This is a genomic window from Acidimicrobiales bacterium (assembly GCA_040219515.1).
Taxonomy (GTDB): Bacteria; Actinomycetota; Acidimicrobiia; order Acidimicrobiales; family Aldehydirespiratoraceae; genus JAJRXC01.
Window position 1 is genome coordinate 181,886 of sequence record JAVJSI010000007.1, and the last position, 14,313, is coordinate 196,198.

Below are 14,313 nucleotides of genomic sequence, written 5' to 3' on the forward strand. Positions count from 1 at the left end.
GTCAGGCCTCCGCCAACAGTCGGGTGCGCAACATGTTGAGCGCCATGATGCAGGTGAACTGCCGTATGCGCTCGCGGTCGAACGGCAGTGTCAGGGTGATCGCCTCGGTCGTGCCGTTGAGATGCACACCGATCCACACCACCCCGGGGTCGACCCCTTCGTGGGGCTCCGGCCCGGCCACGCCGCTCACCGCGATGCCGACGTCGGCACCCAGCGCGCGACACACACCCTCGGCCATGGCCGTCACCATCTCCTCGGACACCGCGGGGACGTCGGGAGTGCCGAGGATCGACTGCTTGAGGTCCCGGTGGTACGGCACGACCGCGCCCCGGAAGACATCGCTGAATCCGGCGTGGCCGGTGAGACGGCTGGCGATGAGGCCCCCGGTCAATGACTCGGCGAGGGCGAGGGTCTGGCCCCGGGCCCGGAGCAACTCCATCACGACCGACTCCATCGTGTCGTCGTCGAGGCCGAACACGATGTCGCCGATGATCTCGCGTACCCGCTGTTCCTCCTCGTCGAGGATGGCGATCACTTCGGGCTCGGTCGGGGCCTTGGCCGTGATGCGAACCTTGAGGCCTTCCCACCCGCTGGCCAGGAACGCGATGGTCGCCGTGCCGTCGCCGTCGAGTCGGGTGATCTCCTCGTCGAGCTGCTCGGCCAGGCCGGACTCGGACTGGCCCCACGTGCGCAGGGTGCGACTCCGGATGACCGAGGTGATCCCGGCCCGGGCCTGAAGATCGGGCAGGATACCCGCCATCACCATCTGCTGCATCTCCCAGGGCACGCCGGGCACGGCATAGATGACCTTGCCCTCGTCGGCACCGGTGAGCGGGCAGATCAGCCCCGGCGCGGTGCCGGGCATCGCCGGGTTGACGGTGGCGCCCACGGGCACGTCGGCCTGCAGAAGGTTGTTGTCGGGCATCTCGCGACCCCGACCGCCGAACATCGCCTGAATCCTCTCGACGATCTCCTGGTCGCGCACCAACTCGACGCCCATGACCGCGGCGATGGCGCTACGAGTGATGTCGTCCTGCGTCGGCCCCAGGCCGCCACACACGATCACTGCGTCGCTGCGGTCGACGGCCTGGCGCAGCACTTCGACCATGCGGCCGAGATTGTCACCGACCTTGGTCTGGTAGTGGCTGTCGATTCCGACCAACGCCAGCTGTTCACCGATCCACGAGGAGTTGGTGTCCACGATCTGGCCGAGCAGGAGTTCGGTCCCGACCGCGACGACTTCGCACTTCATGTTGCCTCCGAGAGGGACTCAGTCGCCGGTGACGCTGAGTGCGCTCTTGCCGTCGATCAGGTACTGGATGCCGGTGACCACTGTCCAGACGACGGCGACCCACAACAGGATGACAACGGCGGTGTCCTCGTCCTCGAGCGTGGGCATGACCGCCGCGGCCAGGGCGATGCCCTGGATCGCGGTCTTGTACTTGGCCGACGTGCGGGCCGGCAGCGACAGGCCCTCGCGGGCCCAGCGGCTGCGCCACGCGGTGATGCCGAGCTCGCGCACGGCCATGATCGTGACCGGCACCCACCAGTAACGCTCCACCGCGACGAGACAGAAGCTCGATCCGAGGATGACGACCTTGTCGGCGAGCGGGTCGAGGAAGGCGCCACTGCGGCTGACCACGTTGGCCCGGCGCGCCACCTTGCCGTCGAAGAAGTCGGTGCTGGCCAACGTGACGCCGAGCCCGAACGCCGCCCACGACACACCTCGGGTCGCCTCGGCGTCGAGCAGTAGCCAGAACAGCAGCGGTGCGAACACGAGCCGGGTGATCGTGAGGAGGTTGGCCGGATGGGTGATACCGGCCTGGCGGGGCTCGAGCACTTCAGCCACGGGACGCCGTCTCCGGTACCTGGTCGGCTTCGAGGTCGGGGCCCATGGCCCCGGTGATCTCGACGGTCGCGAACGTTCCCACCTCGAGAGTGTGGGGCACCGCGACGATCCCGTCGATCTCGGGCGCTTCGCGATGCGTTCGTCCGACTCCGGGTTCGTCCACGAGCACTTCGACCTCACGACCGATCAGGTCGTCACGTTTTTCTGCGGTGATGCGGTCCTGCATCTCGCGGAGCTCGGCCAGCCGCTCGTCGCGCAACGAGGCGTCGACCGTGCCGTCGAGGTCGGCGGCGTAGGTACCGTCCTCCTTCGAATAGGCGAAGAACCCGCACCAGTCGAGTTGGGCCGCCTCGACGAAGTCGAGCAGCCGGTCGTGGTCGTCCTCGGTCTCGCCGGGGTAACCGACGATGAAGTTCGAGCGGAATGCGGCGTCGGGCTCGCGGCCACGAATCGTGTCGATTCGTTCGAGGAAACGATCGCCGTCACCCCAGCGCTTCATCCGCCGCATCAGCGGTGGTGACACGTGTTGCAGGCTCAGGTCGAAGTAGGGAACCCCCGTGGCCCCGATGGTGTCGATCAGCCGCTCGTTGAGGTCCGACGGGTAGAGATACAGCAGCCGAACCCGCGCGACCCGATCGGCCACCGCCTCGATGAGGGGAACGATCGCCCGCTCCCCCACGCCCTGATCGCGGCCGTAGGCGGCCAGGTCCTGGGCCACCAGCACGATCTCCTTCGCCTGGAGCTGCTCGACCTCGTCGAGGATCTGCTCGATCGTTCGGCTGCGTTGGGGGCCACGAAACGTCGGAATGGCACAGAATCCACAGGCGCGATCGCAGCCCTCGGCGATCTTCACGTAGGCCCACGGTCGAGCCGATGCGGGCCGTGGCAGATTGAGGAGGTCGAAATCGGGCGCTCGCCGGGTCTTGCCGAGCGACACGGCCACCGAGGACGACGCGGTCGACGTCAGCGCGGCGCCGAACGGGGCGACGAGATCGATCTCGTCGAGTTCGGCAGCGAGCTCGTCGCCGTGGCGTTCGGCCATGCAGCCGGTGACGACGAGCTGCGCACCCGGCCGGCGCTGACCGGCGAGCGCGAGGATCGTGTCGATCGACTCGGCCCGAGCCTCCTCGATGAAGGCGCAGGTGTTCACCACGACCAGGTCCGCGGCGTCGACATCGTCGACGGCGATCATGCCGTCGGCCACCAGGGTGCCCTCGAGCTTGTCGGAGTCGACCTCGTTCTTCGGACAGCCGAGCGTGGTCAAGTGGAAAGTCTTGGCCGGGCCGTTCACCGGAACAGCCTAGAGGGGGACGGTGAAGGAGGCGGTCAACCCCGTCGGCTCGTTGTCCTCGAACGAGAACGTGCCTCCCGACTGCGCGAGGAGTTGCACGACGATCGCCAGGCCGAGACCGGTTCCCTCCGTGGTCGGGTCACCCCGCCAGAATCGTTCGGTTGCCGCGCGTTTCTCGTCGTCGGACAACCCCGGACCCTGGTCGCTGACCTCCACACGGGCGAAAGACTGCTCCCGTCCCACTCGCACCCGGATCACGCCACCTCGCGGCGATGCCCGGATGGCGTTCTCGAACAGATTGTCGAGAATCTGTTCCAGACCGCCGGGGGCGAACGAGCCGACCAGGTCGCCCTCGACGAACGACGCCTCCAGCGAGACCTCGCTGTCTTCGGCCATGGCCGTCCATGTGTCGACCCGGTCACGAACGATTCCCACGACGTCGATCCGCTCGGCCGAGCGGGACCGTTCCACCGTCGCGAGCTGAAGAAGGTCCTGAATCAGATGGGCGAGACGGTGGGTCTCGTCGATGGCTCGTCCCAACTCCTCGGCCTGGTCGGCGTCGGACTCGGCCGCGCTCACCTCGAGATTCTCGAGCCGGAGCCGCAGCGCAGTGAGTGGTGTCCGCAGCTGGTGCGATGCATCGGCGACGAAGCGGCGCTGTCGCTGGAGGAGATCATCGAGCGCGGTCGCCATCGTGTTCATCGACGTCTCGAGGGCTGCGAGCTCGGGAAGTCGTTCCTGCCCCGTCGTCGGTGTGAGGTCACCGGCCGCGAACCGTCCGGCCGTGTCCTGGAGTTCACGCAGCGGACGCGAAATCGAGCGGGCCGCCACCCAACCGGCACCCGCGACGGCAACGACCACGACGCCCGAGACCGCCGCGAGTCCCCACCAGAACCGTTCGACCCGGTTTCGCACCTGCTCGGCGTCGAGTGTGAGGCGTACCGCACCCCACACCGTTCCGCCTGACGCGACCGGCACCGCGGCGTAGGCGAGGTCGGTCTCGAGCGAGGAGGAATGGCGCGAACCGGTGACGTGGTTGCCGGCCAGAGCCGCCACCATCTCGGGCCTGGTTCCGAAGTCCCTGTCGGTCGCGGCGCCGGTGTCGACGAGCGAGATCCCTCGGTCGTCGACGACCACGACCCGGGCATCGGTTCGGCTCTGATAGTCGGCCGCGGGGCGCGGATCGGGTGTGAGCACGTCCTGCAACGCATCCTCGTAGATCGTGGCGAGCACGGTGGCATCGCGTTCGAGGTCGGTCATCAGACCGTCGATCTGCTGGCGTTCGAAGAAGATCCCGAGCGGTATGCCGAGAATTGCGAGGACGAAGGTCGTGATGGCGAGATAGCCGAGTACGAGTCGGCGGGTCATCCGTCGGACTCGTCGTCGACGAGTCGGAAGCCCACGCCCCGCACCGTCTCGATCATCTCGGCGCCGATCTTCTTGCGCAACGACGCGACATGGACGTCGAGGGTCTTCGTCGATCCCCACCAGTTCTCGTCCCACACGTCGTGGATGATCTGGTCTCGGGCGAAGACGGCACCGGGGTCGGTGGCGAGATAGCACAGCAGGTCGTACTCACGTGGCGTCAGGGCGACCGGGTCGCCGTGCCTTTCGACGCGATGCGACTTCTGGTCGATCAGGAGTGGCCCGAGCACTCGCTCCATCAGCGGGGATTCCGGCGCCGCCGACCGGCGCAGCACGGCGCGGATACGGGCGACCAGCTCACGGAACCCGTACGGCTTGACCAGGAAGTCGTCGGCCCCCGCCTCCAGCAGCGTCACCCGTTCGACCTCGTCACCGCGTGCCGTCACGATGATGATCGGCACCGCCGACCGTTCCCGTAGCTGACGGCAGACGACCCTTCCGTCGAGGTCGGGCAGACCCAGGTCCAGGAGTACGAGGTCGGGCGTCTCGGCCGCCAGGGCCTCCTCGGCCGTGGCGGCGATCTCGACCTCGAATCCCTCGCGGACGAGACCCGTGCGCAGCGGACCCGAGATCGACGCGTCGTCCTCGACGACCAGCAGCTTCATGGCGCCAGCGTGGCACACCCGCACGTCATTGCCCGACCGGAGCCGGCGGCTTCGAGCGATCTTTGCCGTTTCCTAACCTTTTCGTGGCCAGACGCTGGATCAACCGTTCGTACTGTCGGGACGAAGCCTGAAGAATCCACTCTCTCGGAGGTTCCCCCATGGTCAGCCGCACTGCTCTCACCGCAACCGCATCGATTGTCGGGGTGCTCGTTGCCGGCACCGCTGCCGTCGGTGCCAACATCGGCATCCTCAACGCTGCCGACTCCAGCGAGGTCGGCCAGCTCTCCGCTGCCGTCGCGCCGACGACCAACGACCCGGTCGGTGTCGACGTGGTCGATGTCTACGTCGACGACCTCGACGCACTCCTCTCCCCCACCTCTCTGCCGGGCTCGACCGTCGACGGACCGAAGTCCGACGACGATCAGGGCGATGACGAATCCTCGACCTACGAGGCATTCACCGTCGACGCCGCCGGCGAGATCGTCGTCGAGAACTACGGCGACCGAATCGAGGTCGAATCGGTCACGCCCACTACGGGCTACACCTCTACGGTCTCGGAGACCTCGCCCCGAGCGCTCACCGTCACCTTCGACGGTCCCACGGTCCTCGTGTTCCAGGCCGTGCTGAACGTCGACGGAACGATCAGCGCCTCCGTCGAAGCACCGGTGGTCATCGAAGTGCCCGCGCCCACGTCGGCGCCGACACCGTCCGCGGCTCCGAGCTACGACGACGAGGACGAGGACGACGAATACGACGACCACGACGACGACCACGAGGACGACGACCACGAGGACGACGACGACCACGACGAGTACGAGGGCGCCGACGACGATGACTGAGCCGAACGAGATCGACCAGGCGTCGCTCGACCGGGTCGCTCGGCTGCAGCAGCGCCGCCAACCGTCGGCTCCCCGGCCGACCCAGGAGCCGGCCCGGGACCCGGCTCGGCGCCGTCGGCGCCCACACCCGGCCGCCGGCGGGCGAATCCTCGCCGCCGGCATCGGGGCCACCACGATGTTCGGCATCACCGCCGTGCTCGCAGTGGAGGCCACCGCCGGGACGGAAGCGCAACCCGACGCCGCCGCTCTACCTGCTGAGGCGACCGGGTTGCCCGTCGAGACCACGACCGTCCCCGGCGCCGGGTCGGGTGCCGGCGTAGCTCGTGTGTTGCCGGGGACGCTGCCTCCGGGCTTCACCGTCAACGACATCGACCTCGCGTTGATACCCGAAGGCGGCGTACTGACGGGAGAGCTGTCGGATGGCGGCCGACCAGTGGTCGTCGTCTTCCATTCACGAACCACCCCCACTGCGGCTCCCGCAACCGCTGCCGGGTCGACGGTCACGCCGGCACCGGCGGCCGCTGCCGCCGTGCCGGCCGCAGCTGCACCGACGCCGCTGACGGCCACGCCGGTGATCACCGAGGTCCGGGTACCCGCAGCGGCACCCGCTCCCGCCCCCGCACCGGCGGCGACCACCAGTGGCAGCTGAGACTGCGCAGTTCCGGGTGATGGGGTGCGACGCCCGCGTCGTCCTTGTCGACCCTGTTCCGCACGCGATGGAGGCGGCCATCGTGCGTCTGCACGACCTCGATCGGCGTTGGACGCGGTTCGACCAGGGCAGCGAACTGTCGATGCTCAACCTCGCCGACGACGCCTGGGTCGACGTCTCCAGCGCGACGATGACGCTGGTGGCCACGATGCAGACCGCCCACGCGCTCACCGACGGGGCGTTCGACCCGACGTTTCTCTTCGAGATCGTCGAGACCGGCTACGGCCAGAGCAGGGACGAGCCGAGCCGCCGCTCGATCGTGGTCGACCTCCCGTGCCCGGGCCAGTCCGTCGACGATGCCGAACTCGATCCCCATCGATCCCGAGTTCGGCTCCCGGCCGGGCTCGCGCTCGATGCCGGCGGCATCGGCAAGGGACTCGCCGCTGATCTGGTGGTTGCGACCACTCTCGACGGCGGCACCGCCGGCGCGCTCGTCAGCATCGGAGGCGACATGACCGTCGCCGGTCGGCCACCACACCCGGAGGGGTGGACGATCGATGTCGAAGACCCGTTCGAGCCGGACGCGGCGCGCACCCGCCTGACCGTCTCCGGGGGCGGACTCGCCACGTCGAGCACGAGAAAACGTCGGTCGATCTCGGAAGGCGTCTCACGACATCACACGATCGATCCCCGCACCAGACAGAGCGCGGCGACGGACCTGACCGCCGCGACGCTCGTCGCTCCGACCGGCTGGGAGGCCGAGGCCCATGCGACGGCGCTCCTGCTGGGCGGCAGCGCGAATGTTGCGGCGTACGCAGACCGCAGGGGCCTGTCGGGACTGGCCGTGCGCAACGACAGGACCGAAGTCCGGTTCGGCGCACTCGTCGCCGGCGACCCCTCGATGGCAGGAGCACGTACGTGAATCCGCAGTTCTGGTGGTACCTGGCCCGGGCTTCGGGGGTCGTGGCGTGGCTGATCCTGACGGCATCGGTGCTCTGGGGCATCGTCCTCGCCACGGATCTCTTCTCGGCGACTCGCCGTCCGGCCTGGCTCCTCGACCTCCACCGATGGCTGGGTGCTCTGGTTGTCGGCTTCACCGCGATCCACATCGCGGCCCTCGTCGCCGACAGCTACGTCCAGTTCTCGGTCGCCGACATCGCCGTCCCACTCGCGTCGGACTACAAGACCGGCGCAGTGGCCTGGGGAGTCCTCGCCATGTGGCTGCTGGTCGCCGTCGAGGTCTCGTCGCTCGTCATGAAGCGCATCCCCCGCCGGATCTGGCGAGGGATACACAGAGCCAGCGCAGCAACGTTCTGGATGGCGAGCCTGCACGGGACGTACGCCGGCACGGATGCCCCCAACCGCCTCTACGCGATCACGTCGATCGTCGCTGCGGTGGCGGTCATGCTCGCCCTGCTCTATCGCCTGATCACCGCCGGGGCGAGGAAGCCCGAGCGCTCATCCCCCCGAAAGGATCACGACGCTCGCGATCCAGAGGGCCAGCAGCACCCCACCTTCGCGGCGGGTGACACGTGAGCCGGTGATCATCATCATCCAGCTGATGACCACGATCACGACCATCATCACCGAACCCCATTCGGCGAGACGGGTGTCGACCACCGGACCCGGACCGACCACGCCGATCACGCCGCCGACGGCGAGACTGTTGAAGACGTTGGAGCCCAGGAGGTTGCCGACGAGCAGGTCGGTTTCTCGCTGACGAGCGGCTGCCAGGGCGGTGACCAGCTCCGGCGCCGACGTCCCCACGGCGACCAGGGTGAACCCGACGAAACCGCCCGACAGGTCCAGCTCGTCGGCAATTCGGGTGGCGCCCTCGACGATGAACCAGGCGGAGAGCACGACGAAGACGAGGCCGATGACCGTCCGGACGGTCTCGGTGCCGACCGAGTGCTCGTCGTCGCCGAGGAGTTCCTCGACGTCTTCCACGAGCGCATCGCCGCTGCGGGCCGAGCGCAGAATCCAGACCAGCACGAGCATGAGGAGCAGTGCGAGGAGGCCGCCCTCGAGGCGTGTGAGGTCACCCTGGATGAAGCCGGCGAAGACGAGCACGCTGGCGACCGACAGCGGCGCTTCCCGCCGGATCGTGCTCGAATCAACGGGAATGACCGTCACGAACGATGCCGCTGCGAGCACGAGCGAGATGTTGGCGACGTTGGACCCGATGACGTTGCCGACGCCGATGTCGAGATTGTCGTCGAAGGCCGCCAGCCCCGACACAACCATCTCCGGTGCACTCGTGCCGAAGCCGATCACCACGGCGCCCACCACCACGGGGGCCACCTTGAAGATGACGGAGAGCCGGGCAGCACCCTTGACGAACTGGTCGGAGGCCACCGTCAGAACGATGAGCCCTCCGAGGGCGAGAGCGAGTCCGAGCAGCATCCGACGGCGGAGTCTACGAGCGGATCAGTCCTCGCCACGACGGGCCGCGAGCTCATCGGGCGAGATGAGCACATCTCGCGCCTTGGACCCGGTCGAGGGGCCGACGACGCCCTTTTCCTCGAGGAGGTCCATGATGCGACCGGCCCGGGCGAACCCGACCCGGAGCTTGCGCTGGAGCATCGAGGTGGACCCCAGTTGGGTCTGGACCACGAGCTCCATCGCCTGCACGAACAGGTCGTCGCCGTCGTCCTCCTCCTGCGGAGGCGCGTCGGTGATGAGGTCGAGCGACGGCGGCGTGTTGGTGACGCCGCCGGGCAACGACGGGGGCAGCTGCGCTGGTTCGCCGCCGGCGCTCGCAGCACCTCCTCCACCCTCGCCTTCGAACGCCACGGTCTGATCGTCGGTGAACTCCGGCGCCTGATCGCGCCAGTGTTTGACGATCGCCCGGACCTCTTCCTCCTCGACCCAGCAGCCCTGCACACGGTGCGGCGACGACGACGACGGGCCGAGCATGAGGAGATCGCCCTTGCCCACGAGCCGCTCGGCACCGGGCTGATCGAGGATCACCCGAGAGTCGGTGAGGCTCGACACCGCGAACGCGAGACGGGCCGGCACGTTGGCCTTGATCACACCGGTGATGACGTTGACCGACGGGCGCTGGGTGGCGATCACGAGGTGGATTCCGACGGCACGCGCCATCTGGGCGATGCGAGCGATGGAGTCCTCGACGTCGCGGGCAGCAACCATCATGAGGTCGGCGAGCTCGTCGACGACCACGAGGATGAACGGCAGGCGACGGTACTTCAGCGGTTCGCCACGCTCGTCGACCTCGCCGAGGCCGACCTCGCCGAGGCCGACCTCGAGCGTGTCGGCGTCGACCGCGTTGTTGTAGCCGGTGATGTCGCGGAAGCCGACCTTGTGGAGCAGGTCGTAGCGCCGCTCCATCTCGCGTACCGCCCACGCCAGTGCGTTGGCGGCCTTGCGGGGATCGGTGACGGGCGCAGTGAGGAGGTGGGGGGCCTTGTCGTATTGGCCCATCTCGACCCGCTTCGGGTCGACGAGGATGAGGCGCACCTGATCGGGCGTGGACCGCATGAGGATCGACGTGAGCAGCGAGTTGAGGCACGACGACTTGCCCGCACCGGTGGCGCCGGCGATGAGCACGTGGGGCATCGTGGCCAGATTGATCATCATGTTCTTGCCGTTGATGTCGCGACCGATCGCCACCTCGAGTGGATGCGAGGCCTGTCGGGCCTCTCTCGACCCGAGGATGTCGCCGACGGTGATGATCTCCCGGCTGGTGTTGGGCACCTCGACGCCGATCGCACGGCGTCCCGGAATCGGGGCGAGAATGCGCACGTCGGGCGACGCCATGGCGTAGGCGATGTCCTTGCGGAGGCTCTCGAGCTTGCTGACCTTCACACCCTCGCCGAGCTCGAGCACATAGCGGGTGACGGTGGGCCCGACCACGGGTTCGAGCAGGGTGGTCTCGACACCGAACTGCGCGAGGGCGGCATGGAGAAGCTGGCCGCGAGCAGCGACCTCGGCCGCGTCGATCTCCTGCTTGTCGCTTCGCGCCAGCATGGCCAGCGGGGGCAGCGTCCAATCGCCGGGGTCCATCACCGGCAGCGCCTGCTGTTCCTGTTCCTTGACCGGGTCGACCTTCTTCGCCTTGCGCGGCTTCGTCGACGGGTCGGGCTCCATCTCGAGCGCCGCCTCGGCCTCGGCCGCCTCCAGGGCGAGCGTGGCATCTCGCACGTCGACCGTGGCGTCGGGATTTCCCATGTCGGGGCTGCTCGGGTCGGGAGTGTTGGGGTCGGCGAACAGGCTGCGGAACCCACGCCGCAGTGCGATCCATGCCGGGCCGATGACCCGGGCGAAGCCGCTGCCGAGCTCGCGGGCCGACAAGCCGGTGAGGACCATCACCCCGACCAGCGCCAGCGCGATCAGGATCAGCACACTGCCGGCGAGCGCGAGAAGGCCGTGAAGCGGTCCCCCGACGGCCATGCCGAGCACCCCGCCGGCCGCACCGATCTCGCCGACCCCATTGTCGAACCCGGGCCGACCGCGCGACACGTGGAGCAGTCCGGCGAGGGCCACGAGCGTCAGCGCACCGCCGACCGCCACCCGAGCCATTCGCTCCGCTTCCGAGGTCTCCAACTCGTCACCGCGGATCAGCACGATCCCGAGGCCGACGAGCCCGAGGGGTGCGACCACCCGCAGCAGGCCGAGGCCGAGGGCCAGCCCGTCGTCGAGTACGTCGCCGACCACGCCGGCGGCGCCGAGCCACACACTGGCCGCAGCCAGGAGGCCCACGAGGATGGCACCGACGCCCCAGATGTCGGCCTGGTGGGCCGACAGGACCGTGCCGACCGCGTCACGGGACGCCGACGATCCCTTGGTGGCCCGCGACTTCTTCGCCGGGGCGCGTTTCTTGGGCGAATTCGCTCTCGTGGCCACGATGACACCGACGCTACCAGTGCGGTGTGCCGCCCCTGGGGCACCCCGCCTCGGACGGCCGAGTAGGGGAAACCGGCTCGTCGAGCCTCCATGGGGTCGTGGAGGTCATGTTGGATCGCCGCACCCGGGTCGAGGTCGTCGCCGACGAGGCGACGTCGACCTCAGCCGATCGCGGGGCGGAGGACGATGGCGAGCTCGTCTCGTCCGCTCACATCGAGCCGCCGGTACACGGACCGAAGGTGGTTGTCGACGGTCCGCCGCGAGACCACCAGCCGATCGGCGATCTCCTGGCTCGAGAGCCCGAGCGCCGCGAGACCGGCGATCTCGTGTTGGCGGGCGGTGAGCCCGGGCGGTGCGCCGACGAGCGCCGGCGGCACCCGGCCGGTGCATCGACTCCACCACGCTTCGGCCCGGGCGGCAGACCGCGTGCTCGCGACGTCGTCGGTCGAGTGGCGGGCCGCCTGCGCGGCCGCCTCGGCGGCGAGCAGCGGGCACCCGAGCCCGGCGAGGTCGACCGCCACGGCGTCGAGGTCCTCGGCTGCTCGGGCCGCGAGCGCCTCGGCGTGGGCTGCGAACGAGCGCACCAAGGCGCTCTCGGTCACCGCTGCGATGGCGTGGAGATCCTCGGCCACGAGGTCGGCGGCCCCGAGACGTACGGATTCGTGAAGGCCGACCACACCCCAGAGCCGATGACCTGCTTCCATCGCGAGGCGCCCCGACACCGCCGCGGCTTCGGCGCCGCCGCCAGGGTCGCCCGCCACGACGGCCTCCCACGCCCGTCGGCGATGGGTGGCGATCTCGGCGACCGGCTGGTCGGTGTTGTCGGATCGCTCGGCGATCGCCGCAAGTGTGGCCGCCATCTCCGGCCGGCCCGCCTGCCATGCCGCCGTCGCGCCGATGGCGGCGGAGAGCGGACGGAGGCCGAAGGGGTCGACGGCGCGGAAGCTGCGATCGGCATCGAACGCGGCGACCGCCGCCGCATCGAGATCACCGGTGAGCGGCCCGGAGAAGGCGACACACAAGGCCCACATCCCGAGGGGTTCGCCCCGGGCCGCCGCCGCATCCAGGGCCGCCCGGGCCGCCGAATGAGCGTCGCCGACCCGGCCCCGACCCACGAGGGCGAGATGCTCGCAGACCGCGACTCGGGCGTGCATGAGCGGTTCGGCACCACGGTCGGACACCGCGTCGCGGAGCTCTCGGAGCACACCATCGATGCCGCCGAGGTCGAGGTGGAGACAACGGAGGAGCGCCACCACCATCAGCTCCTGTGTCTCCCCATCGGTCAGCGCCCGTTCGGGACCATGCTCGGGCGCCGGGGCGGTGCCCACGGGGTCCACGAACGCCCGCGCGAGATCTCGCTCACGCGCCAGTCGTCGTCTCGCGTCGGCGTCCGCCACCACGTCGAGGGCAGCATCGAGCCGACGAAGTGCCGTCTGCGGATCCCGGTTGAGCAGAGTGTCAACCTGCGCCTGCACGATCGAGATCTCGGTGCGCTGTTCGTCGGTGCGGACGTGGCGCGCCGCCTCGTCGAGCACCTGGAGCGCCTCATCGGCGCGTCGGCCGCGACGCAGAGTCTCGGCGAGGACGACATGGACCTCGACGTCGCCGACCTCCTCCTCCATCGCCGAGCGGGCGAGCTGCTCGGCCAGCCAGAGATCGGCCTCGCCCATGGCGGCGCGAGCCATCGGACCCAGATCGCCGGCCACCGGCACGCCGGATTCGATCGCCCATCGCGCGTGGCGCAACGTCCACGATGCGCCGGTGGGCGGCGCGACCGCGGCCAGCTTCGCCTGTAGTCGCCGCCGCGCCGTCGGTCCCATGCGACCGACGATCCATCGCGCGACGAGTGCACGAGTCGGCCGGAGCGCCGCCGCCTCGGCCGGCCCCGACACGTCGACCAGCTCGGCCCGTTCGAGCTCCTCCCGGGCGGCGTCGTCGAGCACCCCGTCGGCGACCTCGAGCGGAAGGGGGGCGCCGAGGGCGACGAGTTCGAAGTCCCGGCGAGCGGCCTCGCCCACTCCGGACAGGTGCTCGGCGACGAGCGAACGGAGTCCGGGCGAGTCGGCGGGGCCGCCGACCCAGTGCCACACGGCGGCTTCCGGATCGATGACATCGCCGCGATCGATCGCGTCGAGCAACAGCTCGAGATCCCGCGGTCGACCACCGGTGTGGTCCCAGAGCGCCTGTCCTGCTTCGCGCGTCAGAGGCCGGTCGCGAACGGCACCGACGAGTCGATCGTGCGCCTCCCGTGAGAGCGGCGCGACCTCGACGATCTCGGTGTGCGTCGTCGCCAATGACCACGCGTCGGGCCCGGGCTGCGGCATGTTGCGGACCGAGACGGCGATTCGCGCCCTTCGATGGTCTCGGAGCCGTTCCAGAAGGGCCACCGAGGCCACGTCCAACCACTGCGCTCCGTCGATCACGACCATGAGTTCGGCCCCGTCAGCGGATGCGAGCAGATCACGCTCGATCGCCGCGATCATGCGGAGTCGATCGCCGCGTTCGATGTCCACTGCCTCGGACGCGAACGGCGCCACCGCTCCGAACGGCACATCGCGCAGGGCAGGCGATGCGGCCACCGCGTGCACGTGCCATCCCCGCATCCGTCCGTGCTCGGCCGCGGAGCCGAGGAGACGGCTCGTCCCGACGCCCGGGCGCCCGACGACCGCAAGCGGTCGGCGGACCGGATCGTCGAGCGCGGCGCGGATTCGTCCGACCTCCGATTCGCGCCCCGTCAGCGGCCATGCCATCGCCGGCATGGTACCGACCATGGCCGAACCGTCTCGACCGAC

The 14,313-nt window shown here is 69.4% G+C and carries 12 protein-coding genes; 4 read left to right on the forward strand and 8 right to left on the reverse strand.

The window, feature by feature from the left end:
• Position 1: 1 nt before the first annotated feature.
• The 5 genes from RIB98_05350 to RIB98_05370 are packed head-to-tail and all read right to left on the reverse strand — an operon-like array spanning position 2 to position 5,170.
• Positions 2–1,252 (reverse strand): competence/damage-inducible protein A, encoded by a 1,251-nt coding sequence (locus tag RIB98_05350; protein MEQ8840383.1) that lies wholly within the window; start codon positions 1,250–1,252, stop codon positions 2–4.
• 18 nt (positions 1,253–1,270) lie between these two features.
• Positions 1,271–1,849 (reverse strand): CDP-alcohol phosphatidyltransferase family protein, encoded by a 579-nt coding sequence (locus RIB98_05355; protein ID MEQ8840384.1) that lies wholly within the window; start codon positions 1,847–1,849, stop codon positions 1,271–1,273.
• Positions 1,842–3,113 (reverse strand): 30S ribosomal protein S12 methylthiotransferase RimO, encoded by a 1,272-nt coding sequence (gene rimO / locus RIB98_05360; protein MEQ8840385.1) that lies wholly within the window; start codon positions 3,111–3,113, stop codon positions 1,842–1,844. The genes RIB98_05355 and rimO overlap by 8 nt, the downstream gene beginning before the upstream one ends.
• Before the next feature lie 36 nt (positions 3,114–3,149).
• Positions 3,150–4,508 carry an ATP-binding protein gene (locus tag RIB98_05365; GenBank protein ID MEQ8840386.1) on the reverse strand — a complete coding sequence of 453 codons (1,359 nt, stop codon included), beginning with the start codon at positions 4,506–4,508 and terminating at the stop codon, positions 3,150–3,152.
• The gene (locus RIB98_05370) at positions 4,505–5,170 is read right to left on the reverse strand and encodes a response regulator transcription factor (GenBank protein MEQ8840387.1); all 666 of its coding nucleotides are present in this window, start codon (positions 5,168–5,170) and stop codon (positions 4,505–4,507) included. The genes RIB98_05365 and RIB98_05370 overlap by 4 nt, the downstream gene beginning before the upstream one ends.
• Before the next feature lie 158 nt (positions 5,171–5,328).
• Here RIB98_05370 and RIB98_05375 point away from each other — a divergent pair, with 158 nt between their 5' ends.
• The 4 genes from RIB98_05375 to RIB98_05390 are packed head-to-tail and all read left to right on the forward strand — an operon-like array spanning position 5,329 to position 8,194.
• The gene (locus RIB98_05375) at positions 5,329–6,009 is read left to right on the forward strand and encodes a hypothetical protein (protein MEQ8840388.1); all 681 of its coding nucleotides are present in this window, start codon (positions 5,329–5,331) and stop codon (positions 6,007–6,009) included.
• Entirely contained in the window at positions 6,002–6,658 is a 657-nt protein-coding gene (locus tag RIB98_05380) for a hypothetical protein (protein MEQ8840389.1), read from the forward strand. Before RIB98_05375 ends, RIB98_05380 begins: the two co-directional genes overlap by 8 nt.
• The gene (locus RIB98_05385) at positions 6,648–7,580 is read left to right on the forward strand and encodes an FAD:protein FMN transferase (GenBank protein ID MEQ8840390.1); all 933 of its coding nucleotides are present in this window, start codon (positions 6,648–6,650) and stop codon (positions 7,578–7,580) included. The genes RIB98_05380 and RIB98_05385 overlap by 11 nt, the downstream gene beginning before the upstream one ends.
• A complete protein-coding gene (locus tag RIB98_05390) occupies positions 7,577–8,194 on the forward strand; it encodes a ferric reductase-like transmembrane domain-containing protein (protein ID MEQ8840391.1) in 618 nt (205 codons plus the stop codon). Before RIB98_05385 ends, RIB98_05390 begins: the two co-directional genes overlap by 4 nt.
• Here RIB98_05390 and RIB98_05395 read toward each other — a convergent pair.
• From RIB98_05395 to RIB98_05405, 3 genes are all read right to left on the reverse strand, one after another.
• Positions 8,117–9,061, reverse strand: a complete 945-nt coding sequence (locus RIB98_05395; GenBank protein ID MEQ8840392.1) for a calcium/sodium antiporter — start codon at positions 9,059–9,061, stop codon at positions 8,117–8,119. The genes RIB98_05390 and RIB98_05395 overlap by 78 nt on opposite strands.
• A 24-nt stretch (positions 9,062–9,085) precedes the next feature.
• Positions 9,086–11,521, reverse strand: a complete 2,436-nt coding sequence (locus RIB98_05400; protein ID MEQ8840393.1) for a DNA translocase FtsK 4TM domain-containing protein — start codon at positions 11,519–11,521, stop codon at positions 9,086–9,088.
• 161 nt (positions 11,522–11,682) lie between these two features.
• Positions 11,683–14,271, reverse strand: a complete 2,589-nt coding sequence (locus RIB98_05405; protein ID MEQ8840394.1) for a LuxR C-terminal-related transcriptional regulator — start codon at positions 14,269–14,271, stop codon at positions 11,683–11,685.
• Between the last annotated feature and the right edge of the window lie 42 nt (positions 14,272–14,313).

Coding starts and splice junctions, on each gene's coding strand:
- RIB98_05350 (MEQ8840383.1), bottom strand. CDS start 1,252: ATGAAGTGCGAAGTCGTCGCGGTCGGGACCGAACTCCTGCTCGGCCAG.
- RIB98_05365 (MEQ8840386.1), bottom strand. CDS start 4,508: ATGACCCGCCGACTCGTACTCGGCTATCTCGCCATCACGACCTTCGTC.
- RIB98_05370 (MEQ8840387.1), bottom strand. CDS start 5,170: ATGAAGCTGCTGGTCGTCGAGGACGACGCGTCGATCTCGGGTCCGCTG.
- RIB98_05375 (MEQ8840388.1), top strand. CDS start 5,329: ATGGTCAGCCGCACTGCTCTCACCGCAACCGCATCGATTGTCGGGGTG.
- RIB98_05380 (MEQ8840389.1), top strand. CDS start 6,002: ATGACTGAGCCGAACGAGATCGACCAGGCGTCGCTCGACCGGGTCGCT.
- RIB98_05395 (MEQ8840392.1), bottom strand. CDS start 9,061: ATGCTGCTCGGACTCGCTCTCGCCCTCGGAGGGCTCATCGTTCTGACG.
- RIB98_05405 (MEQ8840394.1), bottom strand. CDS start 14,271: ATGGCATGGCCGCTGACGGGGCGCGAATCGGAGGTCGGACGAATCCGC.